At 67.3% G+C, this 15300-nt stretch carries 16 protein-coding genes; 12 read left to right on the top strand and 4 right to left on the bottom strand.

Annotated features, from left to right (window positions below; all coding sequences use genetic code 11):
• Positions 1-9 precede the first annotated feature (9 nt).
• Positions 10-804: a Fe-S cluster assembly ATPase SufC gene (sufC, locus tag GT613_RS11590; protein ID WP_114513605.1), complete on the bottom strand. Its 795-nt coding sequence runs from the start codon at positions 802-804 to the stop codon at positions 10-12.
• 227 nt (positions 805-1031) lie between these two features.
• Here sufC and GT613_RS11595 point away from each other — a divergent pair, with 227 nt between their 5' ends.
• The 10 genes from GT613_RS11595 to GT613_RS11640 all read left to right on the top strand — a co-directional run bounded on the left by GT613_RS11595 (position 1032) and on the right by GT613_RS11640 (position 10838).
• Positions 1032-1466, top strand: a complete 435-nt coding sequence (locus GT613_RS11595; protein WP_015761046.1) for an Rrf2 family transcriptional regulator — start codon at positions 1032-1034, stop codon at positions 1464-1466.
• Between the two features lie 116 nt (positions 1467-1582).
• The gene (locus tag GT613_RS11600) at positions 1583-3076 is read left to right on the top strand and encodes an NAD(P)/FAD-dependent oxidoreductase (RefSeq protein WP_015761045.1); all 1494 of its coding nucleotides are present in this window, start codon (positions 1583-1585) and stop codon (positions 3074-3076) included.
• A complete protein-coding gene (locus tag GT613_RS11605) occupies positions 3063-3941 on the top strand; it encodes a phytoene/squalene synthase family protein (protein ID WP_035586218.1) in 879 nt (292 codons plus the stop codon). The genes GT613_RS11600 and GT613_RS11605 overlap by 14 nt, the downstream gene beginning before the upstream one ends.
• The gene (locus GT613_RS11610; protein ID WP_161172629.1) at positions 3938-5488 is read left to right on the top strand and encodes a DUF92 domain-containing protein; all 1551 of its coding nucleotides are present in this window, start codon (positions 3938-3940) and stop codon (positions 5486-5488) included. The genes GT613_RS11605 and GT613_RS11610 overlap by 4 nt, the downstream gene beginning before the upstream one ends.
• Before the next feature lie 353 nt (positions 5489-5841).
• A complete protein-coding gene (locus tag GT613_RS11615; RefSeq protein WP_161172630.1) occupies positions 5842-6975 on the top strand; it encodes a hypothetical protein in 1134 nt (377 codons plus the stop codon).
• A 148-nt stretch (positions 6976-7123) separates the two neighbouring features.
• Entirely contained in the window at positions 7124-7654 is a 531-nt protein-coding gene (locus GT613_RS11620) for a hypothetical protein (protein ID WP_114538241.1), read from the top strand.
• A gap of 235 nt (positions 7655-7889) precedes the next feature.
• Entirely contained in the window at positions 7890-8648 is a 759-nt protein-coding gene (locus GT613_RS11625; protein WP_161172631.1) for a ThiF family adenylyltransferase, read from the top strand.
• Positions 8645-9460, top strand: a complete 816-nt coding sequence (locus tag GT613_RS11630) for a TatD family hydrolase (protein ID WP_009608761.1) — start codon at positions 8645-8647, stop codon at positions 9458-9460. The genes GT613_RS11625 and GT613_RS11630 overlap by 4 nt, the downstream gene beginning before the upstream one ends.
• Before the next feature lie 113 nt (positions 9461-9573).
• Positions 9574-9954 (top strand): hypothetical protein, encoded by a 381-nt coding sequence (locus GT613_RS11635; RefSeq protein ID WP_009304983.1) that lies wholly within the window; start codon positions 9574-9576, stop codon positions 9952-9954.
• Positions 9951-10838 (top strand): patatin family protein, encoded by an 888-nt coding sequence (locus GT613_RS11640; protein WP_009608713.1) that lies wholly within the window; start codon positions 9951-9953, stop codon positions 10836-10838. Before GT613_RS11635 ends, GT613_RS11640 begins: the two co-directional genes overlap by 4 nt.
• Positions 10839-11071: 233 nt before the next feature.
• On the opposite strand, the gene GT613_RS11645 is transcribed toward GT613_RS11640, so the two are convergent.
• Positions 11072-11653, bottom strand: coding sequence for a hypothetical protein (locus GT613_RS11645; protein WP_009304981.1), 582 nt, complete (start codon positions 11651-11653; stop codon positions 11072-11074).
• A 98-nt stretch (positions 11654-11751) separates the two neighbouring features.
• Between GT613_RS11645 and GT613_RS11650 the strand changes: the two genes are divergently transcribed.
• Positions 11752-12591: an RNA methyltransferase gene (locus GT613_RS11650; protein WP_009304980.1), complete on the top strand. Its 840-nt coding sequence runs from the start codon at positions 11752-11754 to the stop codon at positions 12589-12591.
• 7 nt (positions 12592-12598) lie between these two features.
• Here the strand turns inward: GT613_RS11650 and GT613_RS11655 are convergent, their stop codons facing one another.
• Positions 12599-13555 (bottom strand): L-lactate dehydrogenase, encoded by a 957-nt coding sequence (locus tag GT613_RS11655; RefSeq protein ID WP_009304979.1) that lies wholly within the window; start codon positions 13553-13555, stop codon positions 12599-12601.
• A gap of 154 nt (positions 13556-13709) precedes the next feature.
• Here GT613_RS11655 and GT613_RS11660 point away from each other — a divergent pair, with 154 nt between their 5' ends.
• The gene (locus tag GT613_RS11660; RefSeq protein WP_009304978.1) at positions 13710-14693 is read left to right on the top strand and encodes a YafY family protein; all 984 of its coding nucleotides are present in this window, start codon (positions 13710-13712) and stop codon (positions 14691-14693) included.
• A gap of 37 nt (positions 14694-14730) precedes the next feature.
• Here the strand turns inward: GT613_RS11660 and GT613_RS11665 are convergent, their stop codons facing one another.
• Positions 14731-15237, bottom strand: a complete 507-nt coding sequence (locus GT613_RS11665) for a hypothetical protein (protein WP_009304977.1) — start codon at positions 15235-15237, stop codon at positions 14731-14733.
• Positions 15238-15300: the final 63 nt, after the last annotated feature.

A 15300-nucleotide genomic window follows, 5' to 3' on the forward strand; every position in this document is an offset into this window, starting at 1 on the left:
GCGTGCCTCCTAGAGCGCGGCGACGGGCTCGCGCGCCGCTTCCGCACCGGCTTGCTCGAACTGCTCGAAGCCCTGCTCGTTGATCGATTCGATGAGCGAGGAGTCGCCCTCGGCCACCATGCGGCCGCGCACCATGACGTGCACGCGGTCGACGTCGAGGTGTTCGAGGATGCGCGTGTTGTGGGTGATGACGACCAGCGCGCCGCCCGTGGCGCGACGGTACGCGTCGATGCCGCGCGACACCACGCCCAGCGCGTCCACGTCGAGGCCCGAGTCCGTCTCGTCGAGGATGGCAAGCTTCGGTTCCAGCAATAGCAGCTGCAGCATCTCCAGCTTCTTCTTCTCGCCGCCCGAGAAGCCCACGCCCAGCTCGCGGTCGAGATACGACGGATCCATGTCCAGCTCGTCGGCCAGGGCGCGCACGTGCTTCTTGAACTGCTTGCCCTTGAGCTCCTTGCCGTCGCGGCCGGCGACGGTTGCGCGCAGGAAGCTTGACAGGGGCACACCGGGGATTTCGACGGGCGCCTGGAAGCTCAGGAACAGCCCCGCGCGCGAGCGCTTGTCGGGGGAGAGGTCGGTGATGTCGCGGCCGTCGAACTCGACGGAGCCGCCGTCCACGCGGTAGGCGGCATCTCCCATGACCACGTGGCCGAGCGTGGACTTGCCCGCGCCGTTCGGGCCCATGATGACGTGGGTCTCGCCGGGGCCCACGGCCAGATCGATATCGTGCAGGATGGGGGTTTCGTCAACCGAGGCGGAAAGCCCGCGGATGGTGAGGAGCGAATCGCGCTTCGTGATCGTCATGTGCGGTGCCTTTCATTAATCATATAGTTTTGCTAGGATTAAGATAGTGGCAAACGGGATATTGTCAAGACTTAATCATACAAGTTTGCTAGAATTTACGGAAAGCGGTCGGCGGCCTTCCGGTGCGAACGACTGCTTCACGCGATACGTTCGCATGGAGGGACGCGGGACTGCCGCGCGAGATCGCCATCGTGTGCGGCGCGAAACGGAAAGGAAGGGTGATCGAGATGCTCGTATCGACGAAGGGCCGTTATGCGCTGCGGCTCATGGTGTGCGTGGCGCAAGCGGGAGCGGAGGGCAAGGTTGCCCTGCGCGAGGTGTCGGAGCGCGAGGACATCTCGCTCAAGTACCTCGAGCAGCTGGCTCGTCCGCTCGTGCAGGCAGGGTTGCTTCGCAGCGTGCGCGGCAAGGGCGGCGGCTACGCGCTGGCACAGGAGCCGGCCGCTATCAGGGCGGGCGACGTGCTGCGCGCGGTGGAAGGCTCCACGGCCCCGGTGGCGTGCCTTGATTTGCAAGAGGGGATGGCCTGCCCGCGAGCGGGCGAATGCACTACCGTGCGTTTCTGGGCCGGCCTCGACGAGGTCATCGAGCGCTACGTCGACGGCGTCACGCTTGCCGATCTGGCCGGGGAACCCGGCTTGCCGTCCCTTCCTGCAATCTAACGCGGGTATGACGAGGCTCTAACGGGTTAGATCACGATGACTTTTCCGCTTCGGAAGGCCGATACGCGAGCCATACAATGACCGGACAGCGTATCGGGTTCCACCGAAGGAGTTGCATGAAACGGGTTATCGTGATCGGTGCCGGCGTTGCCGGTTTGGCGGCGGCTGCGCGCTTGCAGCATGCCGGATACGAGGTGACGCTCTTCGAGAAGGAGCCGCTTGTGGGCGGCAAGATGAACCAGATCCGCGAGGAAGGGTTCACGTTCGACGTGGGTCCCACCATCGTCATGATGCCCGAGCTGTACCGCGAGGTGTTCGAAACGTGCGGCCGCAATGCCGACGACTACATCCCCATGGAGAAGGTCGAACCGCTCATGGACATCTCCTTCGGCCCCGGCGACCGTCTGCGCTTATCGAACGATCTCGCCTCTATGACCGCCGCCGTGGAGGCCGTCGGGGAGAAAGACGCGCAGGGTTACTTCGAGTACCTGGCGCTGCTGTACAAGCGCTACCTCATCGCGAAGGACAACTTCCTGCAACGCTCGTTTCGCAAACCGATCGATTTCTACAACCCGAAAAGCTTGGTAGCCGGTCTGCGCTTGCACACGCTCGGCGACGCGTACTCGTCGGTCGCGCATCATGTGAAGGACGACCGGCTGCGCAAGGCGCTCGCGTTCCAAACGCTCTATATCGGCATCTCGCCGTTCGAAGGCCCCTCGCTGTACATGATCATCCCTATGATCGAGCTGCTGTACGGCGTGTGGTTCATGAAGGGCGGCATGTACGCGATGGCGCAGGCTATGGGCCGGCTGTTCCTCGAGCAAGGCGGCGAGCTGCGCACGTCCACGCCGGTGGAGCGCATCGTGGTGGAGAACGGCTGCGCCTGCGGCGTCGAGGCGGGAGGCGCGGTGCATTACGCCGACTACGTGGTGTGCGACGCCGACTTCCCGTACGCCATCACCCAGCTCGTCGACGAGGCCGACGCGCGCGGCAAGTACACGCCGCAGAAGATCGAGGAGATGGAGTACTCTTGCTCGTGCTTCATCCTGTACCTGGGCCTGGACAAGCGTTATCCCTCCGATGCGGTGCATTCCATCCGCTTCGCCTCCGACTTCGAGCGCAACATCGACGACATCTTCGACGACGCGCGCTTTCCCGACGATCCGTCGTTCTACTGCTACGCGCCTTCGTCGCTGGACCGCTCGCTTGCGCCTGAGGGCTGTTCGACCTTGTACGTGCTGGTGCCGGTCCCGCCGCTGTCGCCCGCATCGCCCCGCTGGTCGGACGCGGAGGTGGCCGAGTATCGCGACCGGGTGCTCGACCTCATGGAGCGCGAGACGGTGTACGAGGACGTGCGCGACCATATCGTGTTCGAGCGCGCCTACACGCCGCTCGATTTCGCCGAGCGGTTCAACGCCTACGACGGCGCGACGTTCGGCTTGCGGCCGACGCTCGGGCAGAGCAACTACTGGCGGCCGCACAACAAGGCGACCGACTGCAGCCGCCTGTACTTCTGCGGCAGCAGCGTCCATCCGGGCGCGGGCGTGCCCATCGTGCTGCTCAGCGCGAAGCTGGCGGCAGAGGAGCTGATGCGCGATGACCGCCTGTAGCCTCTTTGAAGAGCGCGCGGACGATTTCGCGTGGTGCGAGGACGTGATCAGGCGCAACTCGCATAGCTTCTACCGAGCGTTCTCGCTGCTGCCCGCTTGCAAGCGCCAGAGCGTGTACGCGCTGTACGCGTTCTGCCGCTTGGCCGACGACTGCGTCGACCGCGACGCCAGCGCGGCGAAGCTCGAGCAGGTGCAGGACGACCTTGCGCGGTTCTTCGCAGGCACCGTGGTCGACGCTCCGTTGTGGCGCGCGCTCGACGCGGTATGCTCGTCGTTCGACCTGGACGCGCAGCCCTTCTTCGACATGCTGGAAGGACAGCGTCGCGACCTGTCGTTCCGTCAGCCGGAAACGATGGGCGACCTGGAGGAATACGGCTACTACGTGGCCGGGTCGGTGGGGCTCATGCTGCTGCCCATCCTGCACGCCGCTTCTCCGGTGGACGACGGTTTGCGCGACAGCGCGGTGGCGCTGGGCGTGGCCATGCAGCTGACCAACATCCTGCGCGACGTGGGCGAGGACTTGGAGAACGGGCGCGTCTACCTGCCCGCGGAGGTGCTGGAGGCGGCGTCGTACGCGCCGGAGCGCCTGCGCGCGCACGCGGTGGACGAGGCGTTCCGCAACGCTTGGGAGACGGTGGCGCACCGCTCGGAGGAGTTGTACCGCCCCATGGAGCGCGACGTGATCGAGCTGGACGACGACAGCCGGCTTCCCACGCTGTCGTCGCTGTACCTGTACCGCGGCATCTTGGACGAGGTGCGCGCCGACGGCTACCGTTGCTTCGAGCATCGCGCCGTCGTGTCAAAGGCAACGGCGCGCGAGTTGGTGGACGAAGCGCTGGCGGCGCTCGAGGAAGGGAAGCGATGATGGGCGACGTGATGGAGAACCTGATCGGCTTGGGCGTCTCGCTCGCGTACGTGCTGGCGGTGCTGGGAGCGTCCAGCCTGGCCGCGCGGCGTGGCGCGTCGTCGGAGGCAACCCGCAAGTTCGTGCATATCGCGTTGGGCGGCTGGTGGCTCATCGCGACCCGGTTCTTCGATTCGCCTCTGTGGGCGGCGGCGCTTCCTGCTGCGTTCATCCTTGTGAACGCGTTTGCGTACCGTCGGCAGAAGCTGTCGTTCATGGGACGCGACGGCGGCGAGGACACGCCGGGCACGGTGTACTACGCGGTGTCGCTGACGGCGCTCGCGCTGTTCTCGTTCGGCATCGGCGCGCCGTACGTGGGCGCGCTCGGCTTCTTCTGCATGGCGTTCGGCGACGGGTTCGCAGCTGTGCTGGGCAAGCGGTTCGGACGGCGCGTGCTGGTGGGATGCTGCGGGAAGACGCTGGCGGGAAGCGCGACCATGCTGGCGGTGAGCTTCGCTTCCTGCGCCGTCGTGCTGATGGCGCCGCCGCCTTTCGGTGCGGGCGGCATCCTGGGCGCGCCGGGCGGCGCGTTCGCCCCGCTGGGCTCGCTCGCGGCGTCGCTTCTGGCCGCGGCCCTGCTGGCCGCGGTCGCCGCTGCCATCGAGGCGTTCTCGGTGGAGGGGCTCGACAACCTGTTCGTGCCGCTGGGCGTGTCGGCGCTGTACGCGGTGCTGTTCCTGCCCGCAGCCGCCTACACGCCCGCGCTCGCGGGATTGCTGCTGTCGGGCGCGGTGGCGCTCGCGTCGTTTCGGCTGCGGCTGCTCACCGTGGCCGGCGGCCTCGGCGCCGTGGCGGTGGGCACGCTCGCGTTCGCTATCGGCGGGTGGCCGCTGTGGCTGCTGCTCATGTGGTTCTTCGGCAACTCGAACGTCGCGTCGAAGCTGATGGCGCGTTCGGCGGTCAAGCGGAACGGCGGGGCGACCGCTTCGCGTAAGCACAGCGGCCCGCGTGCGTTGCGGCAGGTGCTGGCGAACAGCGTGCCGTTCCTCGCGTGCGCGCTGGCGTATACGGCGACGGGGGAGCCGTGGCTGCTGCTTCTGGCGTCCGGCGCTCTGGCGGCCAGCACGGCCGACACGTGGGCGTCGGAGGTGGGCGTGTACAGCCGCCGGCCGCCGGTGAACATCCTCACGCGCGAGCCCATGCAGCGCGGGCTTTCGGGCGGCGTGAGCCCGTTGGGTCTCGCGGCCACCGTGGTGGGAGCCGTAACCTCGGCGTTTCTGGCCATGCTGCTGTTCCATGCGTTCGGCTACGCGATTCCCACCGGGCCCGACGCGTTCTTCTTCATCATCGCGTGCGGCGTCGTGGGCTCGCTCGTGGACAGCGTGCTGGGCGTGGTCATGCAAGCGAAGTACCGCTGTCCGAACGACGCTGAGGGAGGGCTTGTGGAAACGCCGCCGTGCGGGGCCCAGGCCGCGCTCGTGTCCGGCTACGCCTGGGTCACGAACGATGCCGTCAACCTCATGAGCGGCATCGCCGTCGTGCTGCTCGGCCTGCTCGTAGTGGTGTAGGCGGGCGCTGGCGGTCCGAGGGCGGGTGGATTTCGTCGGGTGGCTTCCGACGATCTGGGCGCGAAACGGCACCCATGACGATGTGCGAGCGCATTCGGCGGCGGCATCGCTTCGATGACGCGCAAAGGCCCAGGTGGTGAAAATCTCCCGGATGCTTCGTCGTCCGTTTGCCTCCTCGAGATTGTCATGGGTGCCGTTTCGCGCCCGGGAGTTCGGCGCGGGATGGTTGGACGTTCTGTGGCTTGCCGGTAACGGTTGGATGGAGTGCGCACGAGCTTCATAATCCTCGGGTATGTTCAGGAAGAGAGGGCCGGCGCAGGGCCGGCGTGAGAACGACGCGAGGAGGATAGGCGATGGCGCAGGAGGCGAACAGCAGAAAGGGAAAGTTGGGCGGGCTTTTCGACGACCTTTCGATAGCCCAGGTCGTTGCGGGTGCGCTTGCTGCGGTTACGTCCATGCTGCTAGCCTCGCAAATCGGAATCTACGGTTCGGCGATCGGCGTGGGCGTGGGCTCGGTGGTGTCGGCCGTGGCATCGCAGCTGTACAAGAAGTTCCTGCAGCGCTCAGCCGACAAGCTCAAGGAGATCCATCCGGGCGAGACGCTGGTGATGGGCTCGAAGGGTTCGGCGGGATCGAAGGACGGCGCGAGTGCAGGCGGAGGCGCGGGTGCCGCAGTCGGCGCGGGGTCGGTCGCGGGCTCGCACGCTGCGGCGACCGCGAAGCTCGATGCTGCCGAGACGACGGCGCTCCCGAAAGAAGCCGCGCGCGGCCGGGCGCCGCATGCGGACACCTCGCTCGCCGGCGGCACGGTGGTGCAGCGGGCGCGCGCCGAGCGCCAGCGCAAGAAGAAGTTCAAGCGCGGCGTGGTGATCGTGTCCATCGTGTCGGCGCTGCTGGCGGTGGCGGTATCCGCCTTCGTCATCGACTTCGTGTCGGCCGGCCAGGGCGTGGGCGCGAAAACCGAGCCTATCCTGCCGTCGCGCAGCCAGCCGGTCGACGACTCCCCGGCGGCTTCCAACGGCAAGGACGCTTCGACGGGATCTTCCTCGTCCGAGGAAAGCGACGCGTCCAAGGACGGCGCGAAGGATCAAGGCGAGAGCCAGTCGGACGGCAAGGGATCGTCGGGGTCGGGCTCCGGCTCGGGAACCGATTCCGGGTCGAATTCCGGGTCGTCGTCGGGCGACCGGGGATCGTCGAACTCGGGATCCGGCTCGGGGTCGACGGACTCGAGCGGCTCTTCCGGATCGAACGGCTCTTCCGGATCGAACGGCTCGTCGGGCGGCGGCAGCGGTTCGGGCGGCGGGAGCGGCAACCTGTCGGATTCGGGCGACGGATCGAGCGGCAGTTCCGGCAGCGGCTCCGGCAGCACGGGCGCGCCGACGGGCTCCAGCGGTGCGGCCGGCTCGACCGCGGGTTCGGGGACGGCCGGCTCTGCCGGAGCGGCGCAGCTGGCGGCGAATCCGCCTGCGGCTTCCGTCGCGTCCTGACGTCGCGACGCGGGGTATACTGAGCGGCATGACTTCAACCGCCTACAGCTTCGATGCCGCGCTCGACGAGGGAGGCTGCTTGCGCGTCCGCTTCGCTAAGGACGCACTGCGCCCGCACGCTCGGTTCTCGCAGGATGCGGGGTAGCGCGTGGAATTCGGCATCACCATACCCATGCAGCGCCATGTGGGCCTGCCGCGCCCGCCGTACGGCGAGGTGGACGACCTGCTGTTCTGCTGGGAGGCGCACCGCATAGCCCTGGGAGGTTGCGATATGCTGCTGCTGGCGAACGCGAGCAACCGCTTCGCCGCGTTCGCGTGCATGCAGCCCGGGGAGTGGCGCGACTGGGAGCGCTCGGCGGTGTCGGCGCTGCGCGCGTCGCTGGCGGCATGCGGCTTCGCCGAGGGTTCGATCGACGCGTACCTGTTCTTCGGCGGGATTCCGGTCGTGACGCGCACGCACGGCCGGCGCCCCGTGGCGTTCATGAACGTGCTGGTGGACAAGCTGCTGCCGCTGGCGCTTCCCCTTCCGTCCGACGAGGGCGAGCCGTTCCCGCACGAGCTGTGCCGCCTCGCCAACGAGCATATGGCGTGCAAGGCGGCCGGCTTCGAGGGTATCGGCCTGCCGGCCGAGCGCTTCGCGGCCGACCTCGCGCGTCTGGGAATCGGGCGGGCGCGGTAGGCGTTCCGTGCTGCCGCGCATCTTCGCCCTAAAAACACGCCACAGCGCGTGAGGCGTGTTTTCGAAGCGATGATGCGTCGACGCGCATCGCAGGCGCCATGCCGCCGCGACCGCCGTCGTTCGAAACGGACGGTTCGGACTCGGAAACCGACCGCTTCGGGCGACAATGCAGCGGGCTTCTCGCGCGGCCGATCCGGCGGCCGTGCTACCATGGTCGCCGACAGAAAGGACGCGCATGACGGCAACCGGCGACACCGCCACCTCGAAACTGGAACTGATCATGGGACGCGACGGCCTGGCGCGCCTCGCGGATTCCACCGTCATGGTGCTGGGCGTGGGCGGCGTGGGCTCGAACTGCGTCGAGGCGCTGGCGCGCGGCGGCGTGGGGCGGCTCATCGTGGTGGACCACGACGTGGTGCAGGCCAGCAACATCAACCGCCAGGCCATCGCGTTTCGCAGCACCATCGGCCGTAAGAAGGTGGACGTGGCGCGCGCGATGATCGCCGACATCAACCCCGAGGCGCAGGTGGAGGCGCTCGACCGGTTCGTGCTGGCCGAGGACGTGCCCGAATTCCTGGACGCCTACGCCGACAGGGTGGACTACGTGGTGGACGCCATCGACACGATCTCGGCGAAGCTGGCCGTCGCGCAGTACGCCGATGCGCACGGCGTGCGCCTCGTCAGCAGCATGGGAGCGGCCAACAAGCTGCGGCCCGAAGCTTTCCGGTTCGCCGACGTGTTCGACACGGTGAGCTGCCCGCTGTGCCGAATCATGCGCAAGGAGGCGCGCAAACGCGGCATCCGCCGCCTGCGAGTGCTGTACTCGTGCGAGCAGCCCGTGCCGGTGCCCGTGCGCGAGGGTGCGGAGCGCCGCGAGCGGTCGAACCTGGGCACCGCCTCGTTCGTGCCGCCCATCATGGGCCAGATGATCGCCGGCGAGGTGCTGTGCGCGCTCGCAGGCGTTGGCGCGCATGCGGGGGAGGAGCACGCATGATGTCCTGTCATCCTGAGCGCAGCGCGCAGCGCGGAGTCGAAGGATCCCGTGCGGCGTCAGCCAGCGCGCTGTTCGATCTGCACTGCCACCTGGACTTCGATCCCGACGTGCGGGTTGCTGCCCAGGAGCTGGCGGAGCTCGACATGGGCGCGTTCTCTACGACGGTGACGCCGGAGGGCTACGAGTGGGCGTGCGAGCTGCTGGAGCCGTTCGGCAACGTGCGCGTGGGGCTGGGCCTGCACCCGTGGTGGATCGCCGACGGCCGCTTGGGCTCGCAGGACGTGGCGCTGTTCGAGCGGTTGGCGAAGGACGAGCGCTTCATCGGGGAAGTCGGCCTCGACTTCGGCCGCGATCGCGCCGCGACGCGCGACATGCAGGTTGCGGCGTTCGAGCGCGTCGCGCGGGCGTGCGCGAGCGGCGGCAAGGTGCTGTCGATCCATGCCGTGAAGGCTGCGGGCGAGGCGCTCGACGTGCTTGAGCGCGCGGGCGCGCTCGCGGGAAACGCCTGCATCTTCCATTGGTTCTCGGGCACGTCCGATGAGCTGCAGCGCGCCGTCCGCGCCGGCTGCTTCTTCTCGATCAATCCGCGCATGCTGGCGTCGAAGCGCGGCCGTGCCTACGCCCAGGCCGTCCCGGCCGAGCGCCTGCTGCTGGAAACCGACGCCCCGTCCCAGCCGGGCGAGCGCTACGATGCGCCCGCCGAAGCCGCTCGGCTCGCCGCCATGCTCGAAGCCCTCGCCGACCTGCGTCGCACGCCCCGCGACGACCTTGCCGCTCGTATCGCGCGGACCGGCCGCGAGCTTTTGCGCTAGCTTTTCGTCACGGCCGGTCAACGGAGCTCCCACGAGCGCCGCGCCAGCCGCTCGCGACCGACGCCTCCTCCTATAGTGCCGGTAAGGATGCGAAACCGAAAGGAGGTCGTGCGATGGAGCTGGGAACGCTGCCCGAGTGGTTCACCGCGTGCGCCGAGGTGCTGGCGGTGTGCACCGCGCTGTTCCTGCCGCAGTACACGGCGTACCGCAACCGCAAGGCGAGCTACGACCGCATGCTCCGCGTGACGTCGGGGCTGCTGCGCGACCTGGCCGACGACTTGGAACGTTGCTGCGGGTGCGATGCCTTGCAACTCGAAAGCGCCAAGGAGCTGCAACTGTACCTGCGCGTCTCGTTCTACGCTTTGAGCGAGGCCAGGGAAATCGCGCTGCGCGCCGAAGTCGAGCGCCTCTATCGGCGCCTCGTCGCGCCGCACGCCGACCTGCCCGCCCTCCGCAAGGAGATCGCCGAGATCGAAGGAGGCGGCGGGAGATGATGGCCGGCACGGTGCACGACGTGGCTCTCGTGTTCGAGGGCGGCGGGATGCGCAACTCGTATTCGGCGGGCGCGATCAGCGTCATGCTGGAGCAAGGGCTGTTCTTCGACGACGTGTACGGATTGTCGGCGGGGGCGACGAATGCGATCGACTACGTCTCGCGTGACGCGCGCCGCAACGAAGCCTCGTTCACCGCATGTCTCGACGACCTCTTGTTTCGCTGGTGGGTGATGCTGTTCGTGGACGCCGACGGCGTCGGCGCGGCGCTGCACGGCGATGCGCGCGTCCTCTCAAGCTGCGCGCTGCCCTTCGACTTCGACGCCTTCCAAGCGAACCCAGCGCGCGCCACCTTGCAGGCCATCGACCGCGACACGGGCGAGACGGTCTGTTTCACGCGCGGCGATTTTCCTACCGAGCAGACGCTCATGGAGCGCGTCCGCGCCTCGACGAGCTATCCCATCGTGCTGCCGCCGACGGTCGTCGACGGGCGTGCGCTGTACGACGGCGGCATCGGACGAGGCGGCGGCATCATGGTGCCGCGCGCGATGGACGATGGGCTGAGCAGGTTCTTCGTCGTCTGCACGCGTCCGCGCGGCTTCCGCAGACCGCTCAAGCCCAACCGCTTCTACGACGCGTTCTTCTGGCGGCGTCCGCGCATGCGGGAGGCGCTGGACACCTGGAACCGGCGCTACGACGCCGAACTCGACCGGCTCGACCGACTCGAGGCCGAGGGCCGCGCCTACGTGTTCTACGCGAACGATCAGGGCGTGAAGAACACCGAGCGCGACGCGGAGAAGCTCGCCCGCAACTACGAGCGAGGCCGCATGCAGGCTTTATCCGAATTCGACAAGTGGGAGAGGTTTCTCTCAGGGCAGGGGGTTTGAGCTTTCGGTGTTGCCATGCGCACTAATTCAGAAGCCGATGTGCGGCAAAATCCAGGTTTTGGCACGACGGACTGGCGTGCGGCTCGACAACTCAAAACCCCACCTGGGGTTTTGTCGACGCGCGCAAGCGCGATGCCCTTCCGAAGGCTCGAACCGAACGCGCGGTGTGCCAAAACCTGGATTTTGCCGCACATAGCACTTTAAAGACGTGCACGCCCGCGGTGCGTCGACCCTTAGCGGAAATCCTCTTCGTCGGCGTGCTCCCAGCCGAACAGCGCGTCGCCCACGAGGCGGAACGAAAAGGGCAGCGGCGGCTGCACGTCGCCGTTGTCGATGCGCTCCGCGACGCCTTCGAGCTCCTCCAGGAGGTCGAAGAACGACAGCTCGTCGAGCGAAGGCATGCCCTGCGCCACCTCTTCCGGCGAGATCAGCAGGATCTGCAGCACGATGTCGAGATGGCCGTCGAGGCGAGCGTTGTTATCCAGCAGCGCCTCCACGTTGTCGCGCCCGAAGAACGACTTCTCGATGCAGTACCAGCCCACGGCCTCGGGCGCATCCTCGTCGTCCAGGTAGTTGCTGAGGATGATGCCGTTGTCCTCGAGGTCGTTCACGGTGAAGCACGACACGAGCGTCTCGGGAGTCACGAGCGGTTCGTCGTTCTCGTCAAGATCGCTCATCACGTATACGAGCTCGGCTGCCAGCCCGTCTGCGCCCACGTCGAGCGCCAGCCCGTAGCAGTAGCCGGGATTGGCCTTGCGCGTGCCCCAGTAGAGCTCGCCGTGGTGTTCGAGAAGCGTTTTGACGGTAGCGGCCATGAGGATCCCCTTCGCGCGACGTGCTTGATCGGATCAGTCGAGTATAGAGCATCGTGGCGAGCGGTGGTACGATGGTCGGCGACTGAAAGGAAAACGACATGCCGATCATCCACCTCGAAGACCTCGACGACCCGCGGCTCGCCGCGTACTCGGGCATGACCGACGCGCAGTTGCGCGATTGCCCCGACAGCACGCACGGCCTGTTCATCGGTGAGTCGCGCAAGGTGATCGAGCGCGCGCTGGCCGCCGGGGTGCGGATGCGCTCGCTGTTCATGGAGGAGAAGTGGCTCGATCAGACGATGCCACTCGTCGATTCGCTGTTGGACGGCGATCCCGACTTTCCCGTGCTCGTGGCCACGCGCGAGCAGTTCCGCGCCCTGACCGGCTACGAGGTGACGCGCGGCGCGCTGGCCGCGTTCGAGCGCCCGCCCTTGCCTCGCGTGGAGGATCTGCTGGCGAGCGCGCGCCGAGTGGCTGTGTTGGAGGACGTGACGAACTACACGAACATCGGCGCCGTGTTCCGCTCGGCGGCGGCGCTGGGCATCGACGCGGTGCTGGTTACGCCGTCGTGCCACGACCCGCTGTACCGTCGCGCCGCGCGCGTGTCGATGGGGACGGTGTTCCAGGTGCCGTGGACGCGCATCGGAAGCGAGCGCGCCTGGGCGGCCGAGGGCGTGCCGCTTCTGCGCTCGCTGGGCTTCTCGACGGCCGCGCTCGCGCTGTCGGACGAGGCGATCTTCCTGCACGACGAGCGCCTGCGCGGCTGCGACAAGCTGGCGCTGGTGCTAGGCACCGAAGGCGACGGCCTCGCGCCCTCGACGATCGCGAACTGCGACTACACGGTGAAGATCCCCATGGACCACGACGTGGACTCCCTCAACGTGGCGGCGGCCAGCGCCGTGGCCTTCTGGGAGCTCCGCACGAAGTGGCGCGATTGAGCGCCGTCTACTCCAAATCCAACCCGTCGATCACTTCCCGGAGCGTGCTCGCCGACTCGTGCAGGCGCGCCAGTTCGTCGTCGGACAGCGGGGCCGGCACCTGGTACTCGATGCCGTTCTTGCCGACCACAGCCGGCATCGACAGCACCACGTCGTGCAGGCCGTGCACGCCGTTCTGGAAGTTCGACACGGGCAGGATGGGCTTCTCGTCGCGCACGATGGCCTCGCAGATGCGTTTCACCGACATGGCGATGCCGTAGTAGGTGGCCTTCTTCTTCGCGATGATCTCGTAGGCGCTGTTCTTCACGTCCTCGGCGATGCGCTGCATCGACTCGTCGTGTTCGAAATGGCCGCGCAGCTCGCAGAAGTCGTTCACCGGGATGCCCGAGATGTTCGCCGTGCTCCATGCCGCGATCTCGCTGTCGCCGTGCTCGCCGATGATGCGCGCGTGCACGTTGCGCGGGTCCACGCCGAGGTGCTCGCCCAGGATGTACTTGAAGCGCGCGGTGTCCAGCACCGTGCCCGATCCGATGACGCGGTTCTCGGGCATGCCCGACAGCTTCAGCGCCACGTGCGTGAGGATGTCCACCGGGTTCGACACCACCAGCAAGATGCCCTGGTAGTCGCGATGGGCGATTTCGGGGATGATGGACTTGAAGATGCTCACGTTCTTATGCACGAGGTCCAGGCGCGTTTCGCCGGGTTGCTGGTTCGCGCCGGCCGTGACGATGATGATGGCCGCATCGGCCGCGTCGTCGTAGTCGCCCGCGTAGATGTTCATGGGGCCGGCGAAGGGCATGCCGTGCGCGATGTCGAGCGCTTCGCCCTCGGCGCGGTCGCGGTCGACGTCGATGAGCACCATCTCGGTGAACAGCTCGCTCTGCATCAACGCGAACGCGGTTGCCGAACCCACGAATCCGCACCCTACGATGGCCACTTTCCGATCGTTGATAACGCGCTGCATACGCTTCCTTCCGTCGACATGTTCGAGTGAGAACCTACTGCATCCCGGCGAACCCGTCAAGGTCGTTCATCGATTGTCTGTACCGAAAAAAGGATAGGGCGGCTATACTGAGAGCGTGGCAGGCAAGCTGCACCGTCGTCGCCAAGGAGGGGCCATGGCCATCAATCGTCAGAAGCTCAAGCTGCTGTACCTCATGCGGATGCTCGAGGAGGAGACCGATGCCGAACGCGGCCTCACGATGGCGCAGATCATCGGGAAGCTGGAAGCGCTGGGCATCTCGGCCGAGCGCAAGTCCATCTACCGCGACATCGAGGCGCTGCGCGAGTTCGGCGTGGACGTGCGCACCTACCAGCGCGCGCCGGTGGAGTACGCCGTGGAGCACCGCGCGTTCGCGTTCGCCGAGCTGCAGCTGCTGGTGGACGCGGTGCAGAGCTCCCGCTTCCTCACGCAGCGTAAAAGCGACGCGCTGGTGGAGGGCGTGAAGCAGCTGGCCTCGCGGCGGCAGCGCGCGCTGCTGGACAAGCGCGTGCACGTGGAAGGCCGCATCAAGATGCAGAACGAGTCGGTGTTCGGCAGCGTCGACCGCATCCAGGAGGCCATCGCGCTCAAGCGCCGGATCTCGTTCGTCTACTTCAAGTACGATGCGGCGAAACGCAAGGCGCTGCAGCATAACGGCGAGCGCTACATCGAGACGCCCGTGCAGCTCGTGTACGCGGAAGGCTACTACTACCTGGTCGTGTTCAACGAGAAGCACGACGATTTCGCGAACTACCGCGTGGACCGCATGGACCGCATCGAGGTGCTGGACGAGCCCGCGCTCAAAAACGAGCGCATCGCCACGTTCGACGCGCGCGAGCTGGAAAGCCGCGCGTTCGGCATGTACAGCGGCGAGCCGGTGGCGGCCACGCTGCTGGTGGACGAGGAGGTCATGGGCGCGGTCATCGACCGGTTCGGCAAGGACGTGGAGTCGGTGCCGACGGGGGAGAGGCGGGCGCGCGTGTACGCGACGGTGATGAAGAGCCCCGTGCTGTTCGGGTGGCTGGCTCAGTTCGGCGGCCGCGTTCGCATCGAGAAGCCGACCGCGCTGGCGCAGGAGTACCGCGCCTACCTTGAGGACATCGTCGCCGCGTACGAGTAGGACGCCGCCGTTCCAGCGCCTCGGCTGTCCGCGCGCCTCACACCGCCTGCGGCATCGCCTCTTCGTCGTGCTCGCAGGCGGGTCGGCCGCCGCCGACGACCAGTCGGCCTCCGTCGTCGAGGACGATCTCCAGTTCCACGAGCAACCCGTTCTCGTCGGTGCAGAACACAAGATCGCTCACCTGCCGTCCGATGGCGTACGAGCAGGGGCGCAGGCTCTTCCAGCGCAGTCCCGCTACGGGCGCGTCGGTTTCCAAGCTGCCGACGTGCAGCGCGATGTGCGGCCCCCGCATCACGAACACGGCGAGGTCGCAGCCTTCGAACCGCAGGACGGTAGGCGCGCCGGGCAGGTAGGCGCGGGCGCGTTCGTCGAACAGGGCGAGCACGTCTGCCACGTACGATCCGACGGCGCAGCGCGCCTGCCTTCGGTTGGCTCGTGCGAGGCCGCGCGGGTCGTCGAACCATCGCTGGTACAGGTTCGCGAACGCCGCGGCCGCGTCGACGGGGGCGAAAAGGGACGTTTGGTCGGCTTGTCTTGCATGCATGGGACTCTCCTTTGCTCTCTTGTTGCGTATGGTACACGTTCGGCGGTTCAAGCCTGTCCTTTC

Source organism: Eggerthella sp. BIOML-A4, assembly GCF_009875575.1.
Classification (GTDB): domain Bacteria; phylum Actinomycetota; class Coriobacteriia; order Coriobacteriales; family Eggerthellaceae; genus Eggerthella; species Eggerthella lenta.

Bases quoted from the DNA above. Each gene is read 5' to 3' on its own strand.
- GT613_RS11615 (WP_161172630.1), top strand. From the start codon at position 5,842: ATGGCGCAGGAGGCGAACAGCAGAAAGGGAAAGTTGGGCGGGCTTTTC.
- GT613_RS11625 (WP_161172631.1), top strand. From the start codon at position 7,890: ATGACGGCAACCGGCGACACCGCCACCTCGAAACTGGAACTGATCATG.
- GT613_RS11600 (WP_015761045.1), top strand. From the start codon at position 1,583: ATGAAACGGGTTATCGTGATCGGTGCCGGCGTTGCCGGTTTGGCGGCG.
- sufC (WP_114513605.1), bottom strand. From the start codon at position 804: ATGACGATCACGAAGCGCGATTCGCTCCTCACCATCCGCGGGCTTTCC.
- GT613_RS11665 (WP_009304977.1), bottom strand. From the start codon at position 15,237: ATGCATGCAAGACAAGCCGACCAAACGTCCCTTTTCGCCCCCGTCGAC.
- GT613_RS11595 (WP_015761046.1), top strand. From the start codon at position 1,032: ATGCTCGTATCGACGAAGGGCCGTTATGCGCTGCGGCTCATGGTGTGC.
- GT613_RS11630 (WP_009608761.1), top strand. From the start codon at position 8,645: ATGATGTCCTGTCATCCTGAGCGCAGCGCGCAGCGCGGAGTCGAAGGA.
- GT613_RS11640 (WP_009608713.1), top strand. From the start codon at position 9,951: ATGATGGCCGGCACGGTGCACGACGTGGCTCTCGTGTTCGAGGGCGGC.
- GT613_RS11605 (WP_035586218.1), top strand. From the start codon at position 3,063: ATGACCGCCTGTAGCCTCTTTGAAGAGCGCGCGGACGATTTCGCGTGG.
- GT613_RS11645 (WP_009304981.1), bottom strand. From the start codon at position 11,653: ATGGCCGCTACCGTCAAAACGCTTCTCGAACACCACGGCGAGCTCTAC.
- GT613_RS11655 (WP_009304979.1), bottom strand. From the start codon at position 13,555: ATGCAGCGCGTTATCAACGATCGGAAAGTGGCCATCGTAGGGTGCGGA.
- GT613_RS11610 (WP_161172629.1), top strand. From the start codon at position 3,938: ATGATGGGCGACGTGATGGAGAACCTGATCGGCTTGGGCGTCTCGCTC.
- GT613_RS11635 (WP_009304983.1), top strand. From the start codon at position 9,574: ATGGAGCTGGGAACGCTGCCCGAGTGGTTCACCGCGTGCGCCGAGGTG.
- GT613_RS11650 (WP_009304980.1), top strand. From the start codon at position 11,752: ATGCCGATCATCCACCTCGAAGACCTCGACGACCCGCGGCTCGCCGCG.
- GT613_RS11660 (WP_009304978.1), top strand. From the start codon at position 13,710: ATGGCCATCAATCGTCAGAAGCTCAAGCTGCTGTACCTCATGCGGATG.